At 71.6% G+C, this 21,817-nt stretch carries 14 protein-coding genes; 7 read left to right on the forward strand and 7 right to left on the reverse strand.

From position 1 onward, the window contains the following. Positions 1–6: 6 nt before the first annotated feature. The 6 genes from ABT114_RS42550 to ABT114_RS42575 all read right to left on the reverse strand — a co-directional run bounded on the left by ABT114_RS42550 (position 7) and on the right by ABT114_RS42575 (position 12,383). The gene (locus tag ABT114_RS42550) at positions 7–2,208 is read right to left on the reverse strand and encodes a bifunctional glycosyltransferase/CDP-glycerol:glycerophosphate glycerophosphotransferase (RefSeq protein ID WP_351150316.1); all 2,202 of its coding nucleotides are present in this window, start codon (positions 2,206–2,208) and stop codon (positions 7–9) included. Positions 2,209–2,364: 156 nt separating this feature from the next. Beyond that, positions 2,365–4,626: a bifunctional glycosyltransferase/CDP-glycerol:glycerophosphate glycerophosphotransferase gene (locus ABT114_RS42555; RefSeq protein ID WP_351150318.1), complete on the reverse strand. Its 2,262-nt coding sequence runs from the start codon at positions 4,624–4,626 to the stop codon at positions 2,365–2,367. 213 nt (positions 4,627–4,839) lie between these two features. Beyond that, complete coding sequence (locus tag ABT114_RS42560) at positions 4,840–5,748, reverse strand: carbohydrate ABC transporter permease (RefSeq protein ID WP_351150320.1); 909 nt, start codon at positions 5,746–5,748, stop codon at positions 4,840–4,842. After that, positions 5,745–7,088, reverse strand: a complete 1,344-nt coding sequence (locus ABT114_RS42565; RefSeq protein WP_351150322.1) for a carbohydrate ABC transporter permease — start codon at positions 7,086–7,088, stop codon at positions 5,745–5,747. Before ABT114_RS42565 ends, ABT114_RS42560 begins: the two co-directional genes overlap by 4 nt. Positions 7,089–7,095: 7 nt before the next feature. Further along, positions 7,096–8,499, reverse strand: coding sequence for an ABC transporter substrate-binding protein (locus ABT114_RS42570; RefSeq protein WP_351150325.1), 1,404 nt, complete (start codon positions 8,497–8,499; stop codon positions 7,096–7,098). A 251-nt stretch (positions 8,500–8,750) separates the two neighbouring features. Beyond that, a complete protein-coding gene (locus tag ABT114_RS42575) occupies positions 8,751–12,383 on the reverse strand; it encodes an FHA domain-containing protein (RefSeq protein ID WP_351150397.1) in 3,633 nt (1,210 codons plus the stop codon). A 418-nt stretch (positions 12,384–12,801) separates the two neighbouring features. Here ABT114_RS42575 and ABT114_RS42580 point away from each other — a divergent pair, with 418 nt between their 5' ends. From ABT114_RS42580 to ABT114_RS42595, 4 genes are all read left to right on the forward strand, one after another. Further along, positions 12,802–14,502, forward strand: a complete 1,701-nt coding sequence (locus ABT114_RS42580) for a serine/threonine-protein kinase (protein WP_351150327.1) — start codon at positions 12,802–12,804, stop codon at positions 14,500–14,502. 134 nt (positions 14,503–14,636) lie between these two features. Next, the gene (locus tag ABT114_RS42585; protein WP_351150331.1) at positions 14,637–15,881 is read left to right on the forward strand and encodes a serine/threonine-protein kinase; all 1,245 of its coding nucleotides are present in this window, start codon (positions 14,637–14,639) and stop codon (positions 15,879–15,881) included. A gap of 117 nt (positions 15,882–15,998) precedes the next feature. After that, on the forward strand, positions 15,999–17,105 hold the full coding sequence (gene prfB, locus ABT114_RS42590; RefSeq protein WP_351150334.1) for a peptide chain release factor 2: 1,107 nt from the start codon (positions 15,999–16,001) through the stop codon (positions 17,103–17,105). Positions 17,106–17,406: 301 nt separating this feature from the next. Further along, positions 17,407–18,207 (forward strand): hypothetical protein, encoded by an 801-nt coding sequence (locus tag ABT114_RS42595; protein ID WP_351150336.1) that lies wholly within the window; start codon positions 17,407–17,409, stop codon positions 18,205–18,207. Positions 18,208–18,339: 132 nt separating this feature from the next. Here the strand turns inward: ABT114_RS42595 and ABT114_RS42600 are convergent, their stop codons facing one another. Then, positions 18,340–18,531 (reverse strand): hypothetical protein, encoded by a 192-nt coding sequence (locus tag ABT114_RS42600; RefSeq protein ID WP_351150339.1) that lies wholly within the window; start codon positions 18,529–18,531, stop codon positions 18,340–18,342. 277 nt (positions 18,532–18,808) lie between these two features. On the opposite strand from ABT114_RS42600, the gene ftsE reads away from it, so the two are divergent. The 3 genes from ftsE to ABT114_RS42615 all read left to right on the forward strand — a co-directional run bounded on the left by ftsE (position 18,809) and on the right by ABT114_RS42615 (position 21,761). Beyond that, positions 18,809–19,498, forward strand: a complete 690-nt coding sequence (gene ftsE, locus ABT114_RS42605; RefSeq protein ID WP_130436517.1) for a cell division ATP-binding protein FtsE — start codon at positions 18,809–18,811, stop codon at positions 19,496–19,498. A gap of 36 nt (positions 19,499–19,534) precedes the next feature. Next, positions 19,535–20,455 carry a permease-like cell division protein FtsX gene (gene ftsX, locus ABT114_RS42610; protein WP_351150342.1) on the forward strand — a complete coding sequence of 307 codons (921 nt, stop codon included), beginning with the start codon at positions 19,535–19,537 and terminating at the stop codon, positions 20,453–20,455. Between the two features lie 67 nt (positions 20,456–20,522). After that, on the forward strand, positions 20,523–21,761 hold the full coding sequence (locus ABT114_RS42615; RefSeq protein ID WP_351150344.1) for a S41 family peptidase: 1,239 nt from the start codon (positions 20,523–20,525) through the stop codon (positions 21,759–21,761). Positions 21,762–21,817: the final 56 nt, after the last annotated feature.

A 21,817-nucleotide genomic window follows, 5' to 3' on the forward strand; every position in this document is an offset into this window, starting at 1 on the left:
ACGGGGTCAGCTCCTTACGAGGGTGGCGGCGGCGGGGGCCGGGACGCGCTCCGCGAGCGGCAGTACGGGCGGGATCGCCTCCGGCGGCTCGCCGAGCAGCACCCGGCGTACGACCCGCTCGGCGGCCCGGCCGTCGTCGAACTGGCAGAAACGCGCCCGGAAGGCGGCCCGCAGCGCGCGTGACTGCGGCCCCGCGTACGAACCGTCGCGGAAGACCCCGGCAAGCTCCTGAGGCGTGCGGGCCACCGGGCCCGGCGGTGCCTCCAGCAGATCGAAGTAGACGCCCCGTGTCTCCTGGTAGACCTCCCAGTCGTCGGCGTACACGACGATCGGCCGGTCCAGGTTGGCGTAGTCGAACATGATCGACGAGTAGTCGGTGACCAGCGCGTCGGCGGCCAGACAGACGTCCTCGGAGGAGCGGTGCGAGGTGACGTCGATGATCCGGCCGCTGCTGTTCCCGCGCCCCCGGTCGTAGAAGTAGTGGGCGCGCAGCAGCACCACGACGTCCTCGCCGGCCTCCTCGCAGAAGGCCTCCAGGTCCAGACCCGCCTCGAAGCCGGTGTGGTGGTCGCGGTGGGTGGGGGCGTAGAGGACGGCCGTCCTGCCCTCCGGAACGCCCAGTTCGCGGCGGACGCGGGCCACGTCGTCGGCGGTCGCCGTGCAGTAGACGTCGTTGCGTGGATAGCCGTACTCCAGGGACTCGTACGAGCCGGGGAAGGCGCGCTCCCACATCTGGGTGGAGTGGCGGTTGGAGGAGAGGTTGTAGTCCCAGCGGTCGACGCGGCCCAGCAGCTTGGCGAAGCTGCCGGTCGCGGCCGCCACCACGGGGTACGTCGACTGGTCGACGCCCATCTTCTTCAGCGGGGTGCCGTGCTGGGTCTGCACGTGCACACTGCCCTCGCGCTTGACCACGCCCTCGGCGAAGTTGGCGTTGTTGACGAGGTACTTGGCGCGGGCCAGGACCTCCCAGTAGCGGCGGCTGCCGATCACCGCGTGGTCGATGTCCTTCGGCATGGCGTGCGCCTGGTCGGGCTCGACCAGGAACACCGAGCGGATGTGCGGGGCGAGTTCGCGGGCCTTGGCGTGGATCGCGGCCGGGTTGCAGGTGTAGCCGCGGCCCCAGTAGGCGCAGTACACGGCCAGGTCGGGGTCGAGTGGGCGGCGCAGCTGCCTCCGGTACAGCAGGCTGGTGCGCAGCATGCGGGGGCGCGGGACGAGCTGGGCGGCCCTCGTCGCACACTGGTTGGCGCCGCGCAGCGCGCGGAACGCCGTGTACGCCCCGGCCGCCAGCAGCCGGTGCTGCACGCCCAGGCGGCCGCCGGGCCTACGGAAACCGGTCGGGCGGTGACGGCGGTAGAGCTTGCCCGCCCGGCGGAAGAACGCGCGCTTCCTGGCCGGCAGCCGCCGAGGATGGGCGGCCGTCTTCAGCACCGTCGCGAACAGTTGCTCGAACAGCTGCTCCGAGCGTGCGCCGGACAGCCCCTGCTCGGTTGCCCGCGTGAGCACCAGGTCGGTCTGGTCGAGCAGCTCGAAGTGGTGCGCGCCCGGCTGGTTGAGCCGGCTGCCCTGCCGGCGCACCAGATGCCGTACGACGACACCGCGCAGCACCGCCATCCGCTCGGCCGCGATCGTGACCAGGCCGCCGAAGCCCACGTCCGTGAAGTGCCCGTCGGGGAAGGCGAGCCCATGGTCCGTGACGAACGCCCTGCGGTAGGCCGCGCTCCACGCGGGCAGCTGCACGCCGGTCACCTCGGGTGCCCGCTCGGGGGCGAAGGCCCCCGCCGGTGCCTTCGCCAGCAGCGGCGCGGCCGGATTGGTCGGCTCACCCTCCCACCAGGGGGTCCGTTCGTGCTCGAAGTACAGGACGTCGACGTCACCGGTGGCGTCGAGGCGGTCGGCCAGCGCGGCCAGCGCGCCCGGCACGAGCACGTCGTCGCCGTCGAGGAACAGCAGATACACGCCGTTCGCCGCCCGCATCCCCGTGTTGCGCGCCCCGCTCGGACCGGCGGACGGCGGCGAGTGCACCGGGGTCACCCGCGAGTCCCGCTCGGCATACCCGGCGGCGACGTCCGCCGCGGGGGCGTCGGGCGCGTCGCAGACCGGGATCAGCTCGAAGTCGCCGAAGGACTGGGCGAGGACGGAGTCCAGCGCCAGGGACAGCCGGCCGGCGACCCCCTGGGACGGGACGATGATGCTGAAGCGGGGCATTCTGCTCTTTCTCTGTCGGTGACCTGGTCGCGGTCCTGGCGCTCAGGCCGTACGGATACGGCCCGGCCGCCCGGTCGGTCGCCAGGTGGACGGCCGGGTCGGGGTGGGCCGCGAGGTGCTGGGGCGCATACGAACTCCCGGAAAGGCAAACGGCGTTCAGTGGCTCTCGGTGACGGGGCGGGGCCCGGAAGGTTGCGGCACCGTTGCGAGCGGGGAGCGCGCGAGCGCGCTTGCCGCCGACGGCGCGGGGTGGCGCTCGTCGAGCGGCACGAACGGCGGCAGCCCCGCCGTCTCGCCCAGCACCACATGGCGTACGACCCGTTCGGCGGCGTGTCCGTCGTCGTACGGGCAGAAGCGCTCCCGGAAGGCGGTGCGCAGCTGGGTGGAGCGGGAGCCGCGCCAGTGGCCGGTCGCGAAGATGTCGATCAGCTCGTCCTCGCTGCGCGCGACCGCGCCCGGCGGGAAGGAGCGCAGGTCGAAGTAGGTGCCGCGGGCCGCCTCGTACGCCTCCCAGTCGTCGGCGTGGATCACGATCGGCCGGTCGAGGTTGGCGTAGTCGAACATGATCGACGAGTAGTCGGTGAGCAGCACGTCCGAGGCGAGGCACAGGGACTCCACGCTCGGGTGGCCGGTGACGTCGATGACGCGGCCGCCCCCGGCCAGGGGGCCGTCGTGCCAGTAGTGGGCGCGGGCCAGGATCACGAAGCGCGGGCCCAGGCGGCGCAGGACGCGCTCCAGGTCGAGGGTGGTGCGCTGGGTGCGGCGGTGGTCGCGGTGGGTGGGGGCGTACAGGATCGCCACCGTGCCCTCGGGGATGCCGAGCAACGCGCGCAGCCGGGTCACGTCCGCCGAGGTCGCCTGCTGGAGGGCGTCGTTGCGGGGGTAGCCGTACTCGAGCGTGGTGTAGCCGCCGGGGTAGACGCGCTCCCAGGTCAGCGTGGTGTGGCGGTTGGCGGACAGGACGTAGTCCCACTTGTCGACGCCCTTGAGGAGCTCCCCGAAGTCCATGTCGCGGGCGGCCGCCGGATGCTCCTGGAGGTCGAGGCCCATGTGCTTGAGCGGGGTGCCGTGCTGGGTCTGGACGAACACCTGGCCCTTGCGTTTGACCAGGCGGCGGTCGAAGTTGACGTTGTTGACGAGGTACTTGGAACGGGCGAGCGCCGTCCAGTAGGCGGCCGTGCCGGGGCTCAGCCGGCGGGGGCCCGGCGGGATCGTGGGGTGGTGCTCGGGGCGGGCGATCCACGCCGTGCGGATGTGCGGGGCGTGGGTGCGGAAGGCGGTCTCCAGCGCGCCCGGGTTGCAGCCGTGGCCGCGGCCCCAGGAGGCGGCGAAGACGGCGCGGTCGGCGCGCAGCGGGAGGCGGAGCTGGACGCGGTAGTGCAGCTGGAGGGCCGCGGCCCGCACGGCCTTGAGCAGGCGGCCGGCGAGCTTGGCGGTCCGGCGGCGCAGGGTCATCGCCCGTTGCAGCACGCGAAACGTGCGGTGCAGGCCGAGGTGGACCAGGGTGTGGCGCAGCCGGGAACGGAGCGGGACGGGGGCGCCGGGAGCGCGGTAACGGCGATAGTGGGTGCGGGCCTTGCGCAGGAACTCGGCGCGGGCGGCGCGCGGCAGCCGGCCCGGCTTGGTGAACACCGTCGAGAGGTGGTCGACCATGCGGCGGAACAACAGCGGCCGCCAGCGGGCCAGTTCGGGACGTTGCTCGATGAACGCGAAGACCCGGTCGTACTGCTCGAACACGTCGAAGTGCCTGCGGCTGGTGGTGCCGAGGATGTTGCCCTGCCGGCGCTGCCGGTAGTGCACGCACACCCGGTCGAGGGTCGCGATCGTCTGCGCCGCCATCAGGACCGGGTAGGTCCAGGGCGTGTCCTCGTAGTAGCCGGGCGGGAAGGTGAGGCCCTCGCGCGCCACGAACTCCCGCCGGTACGCCTTGTTCCAGGCCACCATCAGCACCTTGAGCAGGCCGGGGCGGTCCGCAAGCCGGAAGGGGGCCGGGCCCTTCTCGGTGAGCTGGGCGGCGACCTTGTTGCGGACGGCCTCGCCGGACCAGTACGTACGCGCGTAGTCGTAGACCAGGACGTCCGGTTCGCCGGTCTCCTTGACGCGGTCGGCGATCGCGCGCAGCGCGTCCGGGGTGAGCGTGTCGTCGGAGTCCAGGAAGATCAGGTAGTCGCCGGTCGCCTCCTCCATCCCGGCGTTGCGGGCCCGGCCCAGGCCCCGGTTCTCCGGCAGGTGCAGCGCTCGTACGCGCGGATCGCGGGCCGCGAACTCGTCGATGATCGCGCCGCAGGCGTCCGGCGAGCAGTCGTCGACGGCGATCAGTTCGAGATCGGGATACGACTGGGAGAGCACCGATTCCAGGCACTCGTGCAGGTACGCCTGAACCTTGTACGCGGGGACGATGACACTGAACCTGGGCAAGGGACATCCATGGGTCGGCGCGGGCGGTAGACCCTGCCGTCGCCTTCCCGCCTGCCCGCCGAGCGGACGACGGGAATGCGACAACATGGCCTTGCCCGGGAACGGCCGATGGGGTGACTTGGTTACGGCGCGTACGGCATACGGGGGATGCGTGGTGAACGGGACGGGGCGGCCCGATGTCGGGCCGCCCCGTCAAGTAGGGGTGTTTTCCGGCTACTTCACCGCGCCCGCCATCACCCCGGAGACGAACTGCCGCTGGAACGCGAAGAACACGGCCAGCGGGATCACCATGGAGATGAACGCACCGGGCGCCAGCACGTCGATGTTGTTGCCGAACTGGCGTACCTGCGTCTGCAACGCGACCGTGATCGGCTGCGTGCCGGACTTGGTGAACACCAGCGCGACCAGCATGTCGTTCCACACCCACAGGAACTGGAAGATGCCCAGGCTCGCGATCGCGGGCCCGCCCAGCGGCATCACGACCCGCGCGAACAGCCGCAGCTCGCCGGCTCCGTCGAGGCGGGCCGCCTCCAGCAGCTCGCGGGGGATCTCCGCGAAGAAGTTCCGCAGCAGGAACACGGCGAAGGGCAGGCCGAAGCCCGTGTGGAACAGGACGACACCGAGGGCCGTGCCGAACAGGCCGATCTTGCCGAACAGTTCGGCGATCGGGATCAGCGCGACCTGAACCGGGACGACCAGCAGGCCGACCACGCCCAGGAACCACCAGTCGCGGCCCGGGAACTCCATCCAGGCGAACGCGTAGCCCGCGAGGGAGCCGATGACCACGACCAGGAGCGTCGCCGGGACCGTGATCAGGACCGTGTTCACCAGGGAGCTGGTGATGTCGCCGTTCTCGAGCAGCTTCTGGTAGCTGTCGAAGGTGAGTTGCGAGGGTCGGCTGAAGACCTTCCACCAGCCGCTCGCGCTCATGTCCGTCGGCGTGCGCAGTGAGGAGATGAGCAGACCGATCGTCGGCACCAGCCAGAACAGGCCGACGACGATCAGGAACACCCGGACCAGGCCGCCGCCGAGCTTCTCCACGATCCGCGCGCTGAGCGACCGCCTCGCCTTCACGGTCTCGACGGGGGCCACCTCGGTGAGACCTTCGGCATGCGTCGTCATCGCCGCACCTCCCGCCTGAGCCTGCGGACGTTGAACCACATCACCGGGATCACCAGCAGCAGCAGGAACACCGCGATCGCGCTGGCGATGCCCGGCTGGTCCTCGGAGAAGCCCTTGCGGTACAGCTCCAGGGCGAGGACGTTCGCGTCGTCCTGGGAGGAGCCCGGGGCGATGATGAAGACCAGGTCGAAGACCTTCAGCACGTTGATCATCAGCGTGACGACGACGACCGCGAGGACGGGCGCGAGGAGAGGCACCGTGACCCTGCGGAACACCTGCCACTCGTTGGCGCCGTCGACCCGGGCGGCCTCCAGCAGCTCACGGGGCATGCCCGCGAGCCCGGCCGCGATCAGCACCATCGCGAAGCCCGCCCACATCCAGATGTACGAGCCGATGATGGCCGGGGTGACCAACGACGGGCCGAGCCAGTCCAGGCCGTTGTACGGCTCCTTGAAGTTGCTCGCGGGCAACCGGAGTTGAGCCCCGTCCGCCTTCGCCGGAAGCGTGAACGTGCCGTCGGCCGCGGCCTTCGCCGACGCCACCACCTTGCCGTCCTTCACCGCCTCGATCCGCATCCCCGCGTAGCCCACCTCGGACGGGTCCGGCGCGCCTAGAGTGCCCACGCCCTTGCCCCGGGTGAAGTCCTGCCAGGTGCTGCCGGTGATCTTCCCCGGGTCGGCCTTAGGCGCCACCGCCGGCTCGGCGCTGTCGGGCATCTGGTCGGGGGCGACGCCGACGAGGGGCAGGGTGACGGTTTCGCCGGTGTGGACGGGGGTCTTGGTGATGAAGCCGCCCTGTGCGGCTTGCAGCGGCGAATCACGGCCCGGGTGCGCCTTCGGGAACGCCGACGACTCGGCGAACGTGTCGTGGACGCCCACCCACACCGCGTTGGCGACGCCCTTGTCCGGGTCCTGGTCGTAGACCAGACGGAAGATGATGCCGGAGGCGAGCATGGAGATCGCCATCGGCATGAAGACGACCAGCTTGAACGCCGTTCCCCAGCGCACCCGTTCGGTCAGCACCGCGAAGATCAGACCGAGGGCGGTCGCGACCGTCGGCGCGAACACCACCCAGATCACGTTGTTCTTCAGCGCGGTGCGGATGCCGTCGTCCGTGAAGAGGGCCTTGTAGTTGTCGACCCCGGCGAAACCGTCGCCGGACTGGTCGTAGAAACTGCGCACGACCGAGTACCCGATCGGGTAGACCACGAGCGCGCCGAGCAGCACCAGGGCGGGCAGCAGGAACAGGGCTGCCACGGTCTTGCGGGTGCCGGTCACGCTCTTGCGACTCTTCGGCGCGGCAGGGGTCGGAGGGACCCCTGCCGCCGTGGCCGACGTCATCGCCGGATCAGCTCCCGCTCCCGTACGCCGCCGCCGCGTCCTTCTCCAGCTTCGCCTGGGTGCCCGCGACGTCCGTCGGGTTCTTCAGGAAGTCCTGGAGGTCCTTCCACTCGCCCTTGCCTGGCGTGCCGCCGAAGGCCTGCGGGGCCTGGTCGGACATGTCGAAGCGGAAGTCGTCGCCCGCCGCGATCAGCGACTGGGCGATCTTGCGCTGGACCTCGTTCGGGTACGCGGAGAAGTCGACGTTCTTGTTGGGCGAGAGATAGCCGCCCAGCTTCGCCTGGATGGTCGCCGCGTCCGGCGAGGCCAGGAAGGTCGCCAGCGCCTGCGCGCCCTTGGAGTCCTTCAGGATGACGGCCGCGTCGCCACCGGAGACCACGGGCGCGGTGTCGCCGACCGTCGGGAACGGGAACACCTTCGCGTCCGTGCCGACCTTCGACTTCGTCTGCCCGATGTTGACCTGCACGAAGTCGCCCTCGTAGACCATCGCCGACTTCGGCTGGTCGCCGCCGGTGAAGGTCTGCGTGACCGAGCTGGTGAACGACGTCTGCAGGGCGCCCTTCGCGCCGCCCGCCACATAGTCCTTCTTGCCCCAGATCTGGGCGAGCGTGGTCAGCGCCTCCTTCACGGAGGGGTCCGTCCACTTGATCTCGTGCTTGGCCAACTGGTCGTACTTCTCCGGGCCCGCCTGGGAGAGATAGATGTTCTCGAACCAGTCGGTCAGCGGCCAGCCGTCCGCGCCCGCGACGGAGAACGGGGTGACGCCGGAGTCGTAGACCGACTGAGAGGTCGTCAGCAGGTCCTGCCAGGTCTTGGGCTCACTGGCGCCCGCGTTCTCGAAGACCTTGGCGTTGTACCAGATCAGGGACTTGTTGGCGGCCTTGTAGTAGACGCCGTACTGGGTGCCGTTCACCGCGCCGATGTCCTGCCAGCCCTGCGCGTAGTTCTTGGCGAGCTCGGCCTTGGCCTCGGCGCCCAGCGGCTTGGCCCACTTCTTGTCCACGGCCTGCTTGATCGCGCCCGGCTGCGGGAGCATCGCGATGTCCGGGGGCTGTCCGCCGGCGATCTTCGACCCGAGGAAGTTGATGATCGGGTCCTGCGCGGGCACGAAGGTGATCTTCGCGCCCGTGCGCTTCTCGAACTCCGCCAGGACCTTCTTGAAGTTGGCCTGTTCGGCGCCGGTCCAGACGGCGGCGACCTCCAGGGTGGTGCCGTCGAGTTTGGGGAGGGTGACGGTGGTGCCGGTGTCCTTGGTGCTTTCGTTGCTGCCGCTGCTCTTCTTGTCGTCGCTGCCGCCGCAGGCGGTGAGTGAGAGCGCCAGTGCGCCTGCGGCGACGGCCGCCGCGGTTTTCGCGGCCCTGCTTGCCCTGCTTGTCGCGCTTGTCCGGTGTGTTCTGCTCGTGCTCCGCATCACTGCCCCGTTCTTCGTTCGTCGTCGAACGTCGAGCGCTTGCCCCGTGCGCTCTGGTCTACGCCGGGTCCCTGGGGTCGGCAAGAGCGCATACGGTGTCAAGTGGGCGATCGTGACCGCGTCGTGATGGCGTGCGGGTGACTTTGCTCCGGGGTCGTGGGGACTTGCTGAAGACGCGTGGCGAGTTGCTGAAGACGACGCGTGGCGAGTTGCTGAAGACGCGTGGGGGCTTGCTGAAGAGTGGGGCCTTGCTAGAGAAGTGACGGCACCTCCGCCGCCGACACCTCCCGGGCCGCCCGCTCCAGCGCGCTGGCCAGCAGGGCCAGGTCCGTCGGACCGTTGCCCAGCTCACGTACCGGGCGGCGGGCCGGCGGGTCGCCCATGCGATGCCAGTCCAGGGGGACAACAGTGGGGCGCAGGGTCGCCGTGCGGGGGATGCGGCCCGTGACGCGGCCGCCCTGGAAGGGGGCCGGGCGTCCGTCCGCGCCGGTCAGATACCCGCGTCCCGGCGTCGGTTCGTCCGTCCCGGAGGCCGGCGCCTCGAGCGTCACCCGCAGCGCGGCCCGGCGGGCCGGCTCCGTCTCCGCCGTACGGCCACCGGGGCCGGTGGCCGCCACCAGATGGACGCCGAGCCGCTCGCCCTCGCGGGCCACGGCCTCCAGCGCGCGCATCACGGAACCCGCGGCGGGCCGCCCCGGCGAACCCAGCGCGGGGGAGACCAGCGCGTCCAGGTCGTCCACGACCACCACCAGCCGGGGCATCGGCGGCGCGGCCTGACTCTGCTGGCGGGCCGCTCCGGGGCGCAGCCGGATCGTCGAACTGGGCGGCGCGTCGAGATCGGCCGCCCCGTCGGCCCCGGTCCCGGTCCCCGTCCCGGCCCTTGACGTGCCGCGCGCCGACGCCGTGCGCTGGGCGACGATACGGCCCGACACCTCGCGGTGCGTGTGCCAGGCGGCGAAGTCGGAGCGGCCGAGCAGCTCGGCCCGGCGCTTCAGCTCGGCGCTCAGCGACTGCGCGAACTCCCGCATCCGCACGGGGTCGTTGGCGGTCAGATGGGTGGTGACATGCGGTACGTCCGTACAGACCCGCAGGCCGTCGCCGTGACCGCCGCCCGCGCCCCCGGTGTTGTCCCGGCCGTCCATCAGGACGATGCCCAGGCGGTCGGGGCGCTCGGCGGCGGCGAGCGAGGCGACGACGGCACGCAGCAGCTCCGTACGCCCGCTGCCCGCCGGTCCCTCGATCAGCAGGTGCGGGCCCTCGGCGACGAGGTCCACGCCGACCGGCCCGCGCGGCCCCGCCCCCAGCACGGCCCATGCCCGGCCGCCGAGCGCATCCTTGTCGTCGGCGGCGTCCGCCCAGCGTGCCATCAGGGACGCGGGGGTCGCCCGGGCCAACCCCAGCTCGTCGAGGAGCCGCGCCGCCTGGGGCAACGGCACCGACACGCGCGTGTGCCGCTCGCCGGGGGCGCCGTCCGGACGCAGCGGTGCCAGTGCCCGCCCGAACCGCTCGGCCCAGGCGAGGGAGACGGCGTCCACGGCGGCGACCGTGCCGTGGCCCACCGGGCCGTGGCGGGGCGGCTCCGCGGTGATCCGGCCGACCCGCATCAGGTGCAGCGCCGTCGCCACGTCCCCGCTGAGCAGCGCCACGGCACCGCACTCCCGGAACACCGGCGCCACCGCGCAGGCCGCCTCGTACGTATCCGTCACCGGTGACGCGGGCGACGCCGGGGCCGTCTCAGCCAGGCACACCACGTGTATCCCGGCGCGCGGCCCCTCCAGCGTCAGCCGCGCCACCGCCTCGCGCAGGTCCGCGCCCCCGGGGTCGCCGTCCACGACGACCACGCTGTACGGCCCCGGGAAGCCGCCGGCCGCGTCCGCCGTGTCGTCGGCGTCCTGGGCCCAGGAGGGCCGTCGTGGGGAGGCCGAGGGGGAGGAGTAGGGGGATGACGGTCGGGGCGCGGCGCCCGGGTCCGCCAGGTGGTCCTCCAGCCGGCGCAGGAGTTCGTCGGTGCGGGCCGCGGCCTGTTCGCGGTCGTAGGCGAGGAGGAGACGGCAGTCCTGGCCGTGTCCCGGACGCACATGGGGGAGCCAGCCGAGCCAGGACCACTCCGCGATGCGCTCTTCCAGGGAGCGGGAGCGGTCCGTGCTGACCAGGACGATCTCCAGGGCGTCGGGGGAGTGCAGCGCGGTGAGCTGGGCCACGACCGCGCGCGCCAGCCCGGACAGCCGGGGGCGCGGTCCCGCGAGCCCCAGCGCCCCGGCCTCGCGGAGGTCCGCGGTCACCGGTACCGCCGAGAGCGGTCCGGAGCCGTCGGGCGCGGTGCGGTCAGTGGTGCCGAGCCGCACCGTGAGCGTCTCCGGGTGCCCCGGGCCGCGCTCCCACAGCCGGGGGCCGGGGCCCAGCGCCGTCAGCAGCAGGGCGGCCGGGTCCGGCCAGGTCTCCGGAACCCGGGGCGGGACGGCTGACGGCCCCGCGGCCGCGCCCTCCGGCACCTCGCCGTGCGCCCCGTGTCCACCCGCGCCCGGCGCGCCGCGCCCGCCCGCCAGCCGTCGGGCCCAGGCGGTGAGCCCGCCGGCGCGCTTGCGTGTGGCCTGTGGTTCGTCGCTGGGGTGCGGGGCGGGTGAAGCCGGCGGGTGCGTGGGCGTGCGTCCCGCGTCCGTCGTCCCGCCGGGATCGCCGGCCCCGAACCGTCCCGCGTGGGTTTGCCCGCCGTCGCCGCGCACCGGGTTCGGTGCGGCGCCGTGGCTCTCGATACGAGGTGCCCCGCCCTGGACCGGCACGACGGGCGGCTCCACCGGGCCGTGTGCGCGGGCGCCCGGGGCGGTTCCCGAGGCGCCCCAGCTCACCGAGCCATAGGCGTGGCCGGTGCTGGACCCGTCCGTGCTGCCCTCGTCGTTCACTGCCCCCACGCGCGTGGGGGCAGTACTCGCACCACCGCGGTCCCCCGCGCCCCCGGAGGATCCGGTTCGCTCGCGGTCCCCCGGGCCCCCGGAGGAGCCGATTCCCCCGCGGTGACCGGTGCTTCCGGAGGATCCGGTTCGCTCGCGGTGACCGGTGCTTCCGGCGGACCCGTCCACGTCGTCGTCGCTGCCGGCCGCGCGCGTGCGGGCCGCACCCGGGGCCGGGCTCGGTGCCGTCGCCGTATCACCGCGGCCCCCGGCACCCTCTGCGGCGGATCCGGTCCCGTCGCCGCGTGGCACGCGCACGTGCCCCTCTCCGTCGGGCGTCGTCGCCACCCGCGCTCCGGGCCCCCCGGCGGGGGCGAGGCGCAGGGCCGACTCGCCGATGCGTAGCAGGGCGCCCGGCGCGAACCGCACCGGGCGGGTATGCACGCGCGTGCCGTCCAGGGCGGTGCCGTTCGTGGAGTCGAGGTCGGAGACCGAGACACGGCCGTCGGGGGCGAGGGTGACCGCGCAGTGCAGCCGGGAGACGTCCGGGTCGTCGAGCGGGACGTCGGCGTCGGCGGAGCGGCCTATGGTCACCTGGCCGCCGTGCAGCAGATGGACTCCGCCCGCGTCCGGGCCGGCCACCACGTGCAACTGGGCCGGGGCGTCGTCGAGCTCGGGGTGCGGCTCGGGCTCGGCGGGCGCGCCCAGGGACAGCACGGCGCCGTCGACCAAGGGAGGCTCGCCCAGCGTGCAGCGCTGGGCGTCCAGCCGCTCCGCCCCGGCGTACAGCACCACGGGACCGCCTCCGGACTCCCGGCCGCGCTCGTGCGGGGAGGAGGCGCCCGCGTCGCCGGAGACCGCCGAGGCCAGCGCCGACGCCACCGCCGCCAGGGCCGTCCCCGCGGGGGCCGTGACCAGCACGTCGCGGGTCGTGGCGCGGCCCCGCGCATCGGAGGGCGGGCCCAGCGGGTCTACGACGGTCAGCCGGATCTGCATCGCCGTCAGCGGTCCCTTCTGCGCGGGCCCGCCGGGCGAGGACGGAACTGCGCCGCGGTCCCCCACCGCGGACTTCCCCCACCGCACACGAGCACGTCGGCCAGTACTGGAGGCATCCTCGCACCTGCCACCGACAATGCGCCCGCCGCCCACCGGCAAGTGATCTTGATTGGTCGGCTCTGCCCGCAAAAGTGCCTGACCGGGGCCACCCGGGTGACCGCTTGAGATCGGTCACGTTCGGCTTCGGCAACCACAAGGACCCGGGCGAGCGTCTTTCCTTCGAACATGTACGGGAAGGGGTACGTAAAAACCACAGAAAGACGACAGCCCGGTGCCAGGCATGGCGGCACTACAGTGGGGCGGAACATCGGACAGTGGGCCGGAACATCAGCCAAGCAAGCAGCAGGGAGCGCATGACGTGCGGCCGGTAGGCAGCAAGTACCTGCTCGAGGAGCCGCTCGGACGCGGCGCCACGGGCACCGTCTGGCGAGCCCGCCAGCGCGAGACCGCGGGCGCCGAGGCGGCCGTGCCCGGCCAGCCCGGCGAGACCGTCGCGATCAAGGTCCTCAAGGAGGAGCTCGCGAACGACGCGGACATCGTGATGCGGTTCCTGCGGGAGCGCTCCGTCCTGCTCCGTCTGACCCACCCGAACATCGTCCGGGTTCGCGACCTGGTGGTCGAGGGCGATCTGCTGGCGCTGGTCATGGACCTCGTCGACGGTCCCGACCTGCACCGCTACCTGCGCGAGAACGGGCCCTTCACGCCCGTCGCCGCCGCCTTGCTCACCGCCCAGATCGCCGACGCGCTCGCCGCCAGCCACTCCGACGGCGTAGTGCACCGCGACCTGAAGCCGGCGAACGTCCTGCTTCAGCAGAACGGCGGCCAGATGCACCCGATGCTGACCGACTTCGGCATCGCGCGCCTCGCCGACTCGCCCGGCCTCACCCGGACCCATGAGTTCGTCGGCACGCCCGCTTACGTCGCTCCCGAGTCCGCGGAGGGCCGTCCGCAGACGTCCGCCGTCGACATCTACGGCGCCGGAATCCTGCTGTACGAGCTGATCACGGGGCGTCCGCCGTTCTCCGGCGGGTCCGCGCTGGAGGTGCTGCACCAGCACCTGAGCGCCGAGCCCCGTCGGCCGTCCACCGTTCCGGACCCGCTGTGGACGGTCATAGAGCGCTGTCTGCGCAAGAACCCGGACGAACGGCCCAGCGCCGAGAACCTCGCGCGCGGTCTGCGGGTCGTCGCCGAGGGCATCGGCGTGCACGCGAACTCCGCGCAGATCGCCGCCGCGGAGGCCGTAGGGGCCCTGCTGGCGCCCGATCCGCGGCCCGCCGCGGTGCCCGGGTCCGCCGACCCGACGCAGGTGCTGCCCACGGGCCAGGCCCCCGGGGCTTACGACCCGAACGGCGCGACCAGCGTCCTGCCGCACACCGGGGGACCGGTGGGCGCCGCCGACCCCACCGCCGTACTGCCGAACACCGGTGCGGCGGATCCGACCGCCGTCATGCCGCCGGTGCCGCCCCACAATCCTGGACAGCACCCGGGGAACCCGGCGGAGCCACATCCGTGGCAGTCACAGCTGAGGGCCGCCCGCGACCGCAACGAGCAGACGCAGGTCCAGTACCTCGACCCCGGCGAGGACCCGCTGCGCCGCCGCCCGCAGCGGCAGGTCGCCCGGCCGCAGCAACAGCAGCAGCCCGCACCGCGGCCGGCGCAGCAGCAGCAGCGGCCGCCGCAGCGCGCTCAGCAGGGGTACCAGCAGGGCTACGGGTATCAGCAGCCGCAACAGCAGCCGCGGCAGCCGCAGCAGTACGCACCGTCCCAGCAGCCCCACCAGCCCCAGCAGCCTCAGCGGCCCGTGCGGGAGCCTCGGGAGCCCCGGCAGCGCAGTGCCAACCCGATGAAGATCCCGGGTCTGGGGTGCCTGAAGGGGTGCCTGTTCACGATCGTCATCCTGTTCGTCGCCGGGTGGCTGATCTGGGAGCTGAGCCCGCTGCAGGACTGGATCGGCACGACCAGGAGTTTCTGGGGGGAGATCAACCACTGGTACGACCAGGTGTCGGGCTGGGTAGGGGATCTGGGCGGCGCCGGATCGTCGAACGGCGACGGCAACTGACGCCGGGGGCGAGCCTCGCCCGATCGCTTGTCTGGAGATTTGTCGACACCTGGCGGGTGATTTCCGCCTCCGCGGTGAAGGTTGGCTTGTCGGACGCGTAGTTTTAGCGACAACACGCGTCTGTAGGAGCAGTCTTGGCACGGAAGATCGGCAGCCGGTACACCGCCCACCAGATCCTGGGGCGTGGCAGCGCCGGCACGGTGTGGCTGGGCGAGGGCCCCGAGGGGCCCGTCGCCATCAAGCTGCTGCGCGAGGACCTCGCGTCCGACGAGGAACTCGTGGGCCGCTTCGTGCAGGAGCGCACGGCGCTGCTGGGGCTCGAGCATCCGCATGTGGTGTCCGTGCGGGACCTCGTCGTCGACGGGAACGATCTGGCGCTGGTCATGGACCTCGTCCGCGGTACGGATCTACGCACCCGCCTGGACCGGGAGCGGCGGCTCGCGCCCGAGGCGGCGGTGGCGATCGTGGCGGACGTCGCGGAGGGCCTGGCGGCGGCGCATGCGGCCGGGGTCGTGCACCGGGACGTCAAGCCGGAGAACGTACTGCTGGACATGCAGGGCCCGCTGGGGCCGGGCGGCGCCCATCCGGCGCTGCTGACGGACTTCGGGGTCGCGAAGCTGATCGACTCGCCGAAGCGGACGCGCGCCACGAAGATCATCGGGACGCCGGACTATCTGGCGCCGGAGATCGTGGAGGGGCTGCCGCCGCGGGCGGCGGTGGACATCTACGCGCTCGCGACCGTGCTCTACGAGCTGCTGGCCGGGTTCACGCCCTTCGGGGGCGGGCACCCGGGCGCCGTACTGCGGCGGCATGTGACGGAGACGGTGGTGCCGCTGCCGGGGATCCCCGAGGAGCTGTGGCAGCTGCTCGTGCAGTGCCTGGCGAAGGCGCCGGCGTCGCGGCTGCGGGCGTCGGAGCTGGCGGCGCGGCTGCGGGAGCAGTTGCCGACGCTGGCGGGGATGCCGCCGCTGGACGTGGACGAACCGGACATGGAGCCGGGGGAGGACGCGGCGGCCGAGGCCGAGGAGACGGCCGCGCCCGGGGGCGAGCCGGGGGTACGGCGGCGGGGAGCTGTGCCACTGGTGCCCGGCGCCAAGCCGGACTCCAACCGGGACACGCATACGTCGATGAGGGTGCCGGGGCCGGACGAGCTCGCGGGTGGGGCTCGGGGGACGGCGCGGGCGCCGCGGGCCGCGGGGGCGCCGCGGCCCGGGTCCGCGCGGCATCGGGCGTCGGCGCGCAGGCGTCGGGTGACGTTGGGGGTGGCCGCGGTGGTGCTGGTGGCCGCGGTGGGGGCCGGGACGTGGTGGGCGACGGCGGGGGATGACGCCGGGGCGACGCCGCAGGACACGAAGCACTCGGCGCCGCAATCGCCGTGACCTCGCCCACTCGCTCACCTCCTCACTCGGCCACTCGCCCAGCTGCCCCTCTCCCTGCCGGACGCCGGCCCCGTCGCCCCGGCGCTTGCCGCTTGGCGGAGCCGTTACGCTGGAGGCGTGGCAGTCGTCGATGTATCCGAAGAGCTCAAGTCCCTCTCCTCGACCATGGAGTCGATCGAGGCCGTTCTGGACCTCGACAAGCTGAGGGCAGATGTCGCCGTGCTCGAGGAGCAGGCGGCCGCGCCGTCACTGTGGGACAACCCGGACGAGGCGCAGAAGATCACCAGCAAGCTCTCCCACCTCCAGGCCGAGGTCAGGAAGGCGGAGGCGCTGCGCGGGCGGATCGACGATCTCTCCGTGCTCTTCGAGATGGCTGAGGAGGAGGACGACCCGGACACCCGTGCCGAGGCCGAGTCCGAGCTCGCCGCCGTCAGGAAGGCGCTGGACGAGATGGAGGTCCGGACGCTCCTCTCCGGCGAGTACGACGCCCGCGAAGCGCTCGTCAACATCCGCGCCGAAGCCGGTGGCGTCGACGCCGCCGACTTCGCCGAGAAGCTGCAGCGGATGTATCTGCGGTGGGCGGAGCAGAAGGGCTACAAGACCGAGATCTACGAGACCTCGTACGCGGAGGAGGCCGGCATCAAGTCGACCACCTTCGCCGTGCAGGTTCCGTACGCCTACGGCACCCTCTCGGTCGAGCAGGGCACGCACCGCCTCGTGCGCATCTCCCCCTTCGACAACCAGGGGCGCCGCCAGACCTCCTTCGCGGGTGTGGAGGTGCTGCCCGTCGTCGAGCAGACCGATCACATCGAGATCGACGAGTCCGAGCTGCGCGTGGATGTGTACCGGTCCTCCGGACCCGGCGGCCAGGGAGTCAACACGACCGACTCCGCGGTCCGGCTCACCCACCTCCCCACCGGCATCGTCGTCTCCTGCCAGAACGAGCGCTCGCAGATCCAGAACAAGGCCACCGCCATGAACGTCCTCCAGGCCAAGCTGCTCGAGCGGCGCCGCCAGGAGGAGCAGGCGAAGATGAACGCCCTCAAGGGCGACGGCGGCAACTCCTGGGGCAACCAGATGCGTTCGTACGTGCTGCACCCCTACCAGATGGTCAAGGACCTGCGCACCGAGCACGAAGTCGGCAACCCCGAGTCCGTGTTCAACGGTGAGATCGATGGCTTCCTCGAAGCCGGAATTCGCTGGCGCAAGCAGCAGGAGAAGTAACCAGCAGCTGATTTGTCGACAAGGCAACTGCCGTCCAGTGGGCGGCAGTTGCCTTTTGCGTCCCCGGATGTCTGGGCTTTACATCACACTCACACCTTCATCATCAGGCAAAGGCCCCGTACGCGGACATCGTGCACGCAACGGCCTTGACGTTGCTTTGAAAAATGGGAAGGGTAAAGCGCGGCATGCGTATCTATGGGGCGCATGTGAACCGGGGGCGCCATATATCTCAGCTGTCCCCGTCGATCACCGCCCCGAACGCGGCTCTCACTGACGATCGGCTACTGGGGGTAGCAACCATATGACCAAGAAGACGCGCATCCGCGTCGCGCGGATAGCTGCCGGCGCCGTGATCGCCGCCGGTGCCTCGCTGACGGCGGCGGGCGCCGCCTCGGCCCTCGACTTCGGCGTCGGCATTTCGGCGTCCGTCGGTGACGACGACGGCGGCAACAGTGACGGCGGCAACAGTGACGGCGGCGGCGGTGACCTCTGCGACGTGTTCCCCACCGACCCTTCGTGCACCGACAGCACGACCGGTGGTGACAACAGCACCACGGGCGGCGACGACAGCACGACCGGTGGCGACGACAGCACCACGGGTGGCGACAACAGCACCTCCGGCGGCGACGACAGCACGACCGGCGGCGACGACAGCACGACCGGCGGTGACAACAGCACCACGGGCGGCGACGACAGCACGACCGGCGGCGACGACAGCACCACGGGCGGCGACAACAGCACCTCCGGTGGTGACAACGGCACCGGTGGCAACGACAACAGCACCTCCGGCGGCAACAACGGCACCGGTGGCAACGACAACAGCACCTCCGGCGGCAACAACGGCACCGGCGGCAACGACAACACCGACACCGACAGCAGTGGCAACGACAACTCCGCCCAGGAGGAGGGCTCCTCCGCCCTCACTGACACCTCGGAGTCGTCGTCCAACACCTCGGCCCAGGGCAGCGGTGACCAGCTCGCCGAGACCGGTGCCGGGCAGACCGCGTTCCTGCTGGTCGGTGCCGCCACGATGATCGCCGGTGGCGTCGGCTTCCGCGTGCTGCCGCGCCTCGTGAGCGGCCGCGGCGGTGCGGCTGCCTGACGGTAGCCGCCTGCGTACGGAACGTGTGCACGCGTGCATGTGAAAGGGCCCGGAGCGAAGCCATCGCTCCGGGCCCTTCACGCGAGTTCTTTACCGCGGGTTCTTCACCGCGAGTTCGTTACGTCGACGCCGTTACGCGGTCTGGTGCGCCAGCAGGGCCACCGCCGCGATCAGCACCGCGAGCAGGGCGATCAGCGTCATCGGGTTCAGGTTCGCGAGAAAGTTCTCCTGCTGCAGCCGCTCGCGGTTCGCGCGGCACACGGGGCATCGGCCCTCGCTCACGGGCGCCGCGCAGTTCGCGCACACCAGCCGGTCGTACGTCATGCGCTCGCCCTCCTTGCGCCGGTTCCACAGATACAACGCTTTCGGAAACGAGAACGTTCCCCTTCCACTGTGCCAGGTTCGGCGGATTTCAGCGCGGCTCGCCTAGTCCTGCCCCGACGCTACGCCGGACAGCCTTCAGTCTTCCCCGACGTCATCCCCACGGAAAGCCCCGCACAAAACCGTACAACCCTCACGCAACCGTGACCGGCACCTGCGCTTGCGTACCCGGGTCGCGTATGGTCACGCTCATCTACCCCCGGCGACCCGTGGTGCATCCGTGATCCGATTCGACAACGTCTCCAAGGTCTACCCCAAGCAGACCCGCCCCGCACTCAGGGATGTCTCCCTCGAGGTGGAGAAGGGCGAGTTCGTCTTCCTCGTGGGGTCCTCCGGCTCCGGAAAGTCCACCTTCCTGCGGCTGGTCCTCCGCGAGGAGCGGTGCAGCCACGGTCAGGTGCACGTCCTGGGCAAGGACCTCGCGCGTCTGTCCAACTGGAAGGTGCCGCAGATGCGCCGCCAGTTGGGGACCGTCTTCCAGGACTTCCGTCTGCTGCCCAACAAGACGGTCGCCGAGAACGTGGCCTTCGCGCAGGAGGTCATCGGCAAGTCGCGTGGCGAGATCCGCAAGTCCGTGCCCCAGGTGCTCGACCTGGTCGGGCTCGGCGGCAAGGAGGAGCGGATGCCGGGCGAGCTGTCCGGTGGTGAGCAGCAGCGCGTCGCCATCGCGCGGGCCTTCGTCAACCGGCCCAAGCTGCTGATCGCCGACGAGCCCACCGGCAACCTCGACCCGCAGACCTCCGTCGGCATCATGAAGCTGCTCGACCGGATCAACCGGACGGGCACCACCGTGGTGATGGCCACGCACGACCAGAACATCGTGGACCAGATGCGCAAGCGCGTCATCGAGCTGGAGAAGGGCCGCCTCGTCCGCGACCAGGCGCGCGGCGTCTACGGCTACCAGCACTGACCGCACCGTCCACCCCGAAAGGCCCAACCAGACGCCATGCGCGCCCAGTTCGTTCTGTCGGAGATCGGTGTCGGTCTCCGCCGCAATCTGACGATGACCTTCGCGGTCGTCGTCTCCGTCGCCCTGTCGCTCGCCCTGTTCGGCGGGTCGCTCCTCATGAGCGACCAGGTGAGCACCATGAAGGGCTACTGGTACGACAAGGTCAACGTCTCGGTCTTCCTCTGCAACAAGAGCGACGCCGAGTCCGACCCCAACTGCGCCAAGGGCGCGGTCACCTCGGACCAGAAGAAGCAGATCCTCGCCGACCTGGACAAGATGACCTCGGTCGTGCAGAAGGTCACCTACGAGTCGCAGGACGAGGCGTACAAGCACTACAAGGAGCAGTTCGGCGACTCCCCGCTGGCCAGCTCCCTCACGCCGGACCAGATGCAGGAGTCGTACCGGATCAAGCTGAAGGACCCGGAGAAGTACCAGGTCATCGCGACCGCCTTCGACGGGCGCGACGGCGTGCAGTCCGTGCAGGACCAAAAGGGCATCCTGGACAACCTGTTCGGACTGCTCAACGGTATGAACTGGGCCGCGCGGGCCGTGATGGCGCTGATGCTCGTCGTCGCGCTGATGCTGATCGTCAACACCGTGCGTGTCTCGGCGTTCAGCCGTCGGCGTGAGACCGGGATCATGCGGCTCGTCGGCGCCTCCGGCTTCTACATCCAGGCGCCGTTCATCATGGAGGCGGCTGTCGCCGGGCTCATCGGAGGCGGCGTCGCCTGCGGATTCCTGGTGGTCGCGCGGTACTTGATCATCGATCATGGTCTGGCCCTGTCGCAGAAGCTGAACCTGATCAACTTCATCGGCTGGGACGCGGTCCTGACGAAGCTGCCGCTGATCCTCGCGACGAGCCTGCTGATGCCCGCGCTGGCCGCGTTCTTCGCGCTGCGCAAGTACTTGAAGGTGTGACGCACGCCAAAAGGGCCGTACGGGCAACCGCCCGTACGGCCCTTCGCGTTGTCCTAGACTCGCCGCCATGTCAGGTCGTGACCCGTTCTGTCAGCCCCGCCGCGCAGGCCGCGGGGCCGCCCTGACATTGGTGTTCGCGAGCCTGCTCGTCGCCGGTGCGGCGACGGGCTCCTTCCCCGACCTCGACCGGAAGGCCGCCTCGGGAGCGGCCCGTTCAGCCGACCCGGCCGCCCCCGCCGGCCACCACGAGGACATCGCCAGGGCCGCCGCGGAGGCGATGGCCGACGGCAAGTCCCCCACGGAGGCCGCCGAACGCGCCGTCAGCCGCAGCGGGGACCGCTGGGGCGCGGTGTACTCGCAGGGGGAGTACGAGGAGTTCGAGGAGGCCCTCGACGGCCAGTACACCGGCGTCGGTCTGTGGGCGCGGCGCGAGCGCGACGGCCGTATCGAGGTGACCAAGGTGGCCGCCGGGTCGCCCGCGGCCGCCGCCGGGATCCGTAAGGGCGACCGGCTGCGCAGCGTCGACGGCGTGAAGGTCGACGGGCGGCCCGTCACCGAGGTCGTCTCCTTACTGCGCGGGGATGCCACCGACGCGGCCGCCGGCACCGCGGTCACCCTCGGTCTGGAGCGCGGCACGCGCGTGTGGACCCGGACCCTGCACCGGGCCACGCTGTCCACCGATTCCGTGGCCGTCGAGAAGCTCGCCGACGGCGTCACCGTCATCAGGGTCGCCGCGTTCACCAAGGGCGTCGGCGACGACGTACGCACCGCCGTACGGCTTGCCCCGGCCGGCGCCGGGATCATCCTCGACCTGCGTGGCAACTCCGGCGGTCTCGTCACTGAGGCCGTCACCGCCGCGTCCGCCTTTCTCGACGGCGGCCTCGTGGCCACATACGACGTGGACGGCGCCCAGCGGGCCCTGCACGCCGATTCCGGCGGTGACACCACCAGACCGTTGGTCGCGCTCGTCGACGGCGGCACGATGAGCGCGGCCGAGCTTCTCACCGGCGCCCTCAAGGACCGGGGCCGTGCGGTCGTGGTGGGCTCCAGGACCTTCGGCAAGGGCTCGGTCCAGATGCCGAGCAGGCTGCCCGACGGCTCCGTCGCCGAGCTGACCGTCGGGCACTACCGCACTCCGTCGGGCCGCGGCGTCGACGGGACGGGGATCACGCCCGACCTCGAGGCCGACGACACGGCCGACGACACGGCGGACGGCACGGCGGACGGTGCGGCCGACGACGCGGCGCTGGCGCGGGCGGAGACCGTGCTGAGCGGCCTGGGCGACACCTCGCGATCCCTGTCGTGATCCCAGGGGAATCGGCTTTCCCTCCGACCCCCCTGTAGTGCGAAAATGCAAGCACT

It is taken from the genome of Streptomyces sp. NPDC002088, from assembly GCF_040296605.1.
Classification (GTDB): domain Bacteria; phylum Actinomycetota; class Actinomycetes; order Streptomycetales; family Streptomycetaceae; genus Streptomyces.

Excerpts from the sequence above, each read along its gene's own strand:
- ABT114_RS42550 (WP_351150316.1), bottom strand. The coding sequence starts at position 2,208 with ATGCCCCGCTTCAGCATCATCGTCCCGTCCCAGGGGGTCGCCGGCCGG.
- ABT114_RS42560 (WP_351150320.1), bottom strand. The coding sequence starts at position 5,748 with ATGACGACGCATGCCGAAGGTCTCACCGAGGTGGCCCCCGTCGAGACC.
- ABT114_RS42565 (WP_351150322.1), bottom strand. The coding sequence starts at position 7,088 with ATGACGTCGGCCACGGCGGCAGGGGTCCCTCCGACCCCTGCCGCGCCG.
- ABT114_RS42570 (WP_351150325.1), bottom strand. The coding sequence starts at position 8,499 with ATGCGGAGCACGAGCAGAACACACCGGACAAGCGCGACAAGCAGGGCA.
- ABT114_RS42575 (WP_351150397.1), bottom strand. The coding sequence starts at position 12,383 with ATGCAGATCCGGCTGACCGTCGTAGACCCGCTGGGCCCGCCCTCCGAT.
- ABT114_RS42595 (WP_351150336.1), top strand. The coding sequence starts at position 17,407 with ATGACCAAGAAGACGCGCATCCGCGTCGCGCGGATAGCTGCCGGCGCC.
- ABT114_RS42600 (WP_351150339.1), bottom strand. The coding sequence starts at position 18,531 with ATGACGTACGACCGGCTGGTGTGCGCGAACTGCGCGGCGCCCGTGAGC.
- ftsX (WP_351150342.1), top strand. The coding sequence starts at position 19,535 with ATGCGCGCCCAGTTCGTTCTGTCGGAGATCGGTGTCGGTCTCCGCCGC.
- ABT114_RS42615 (WP_351150344.1), top strand. The coding sequence starts at position 20,523 with ATGTCAGGTCGTGACCCGTTCTGTCAGCCCCGCCGCGCAGGCCGCGGG.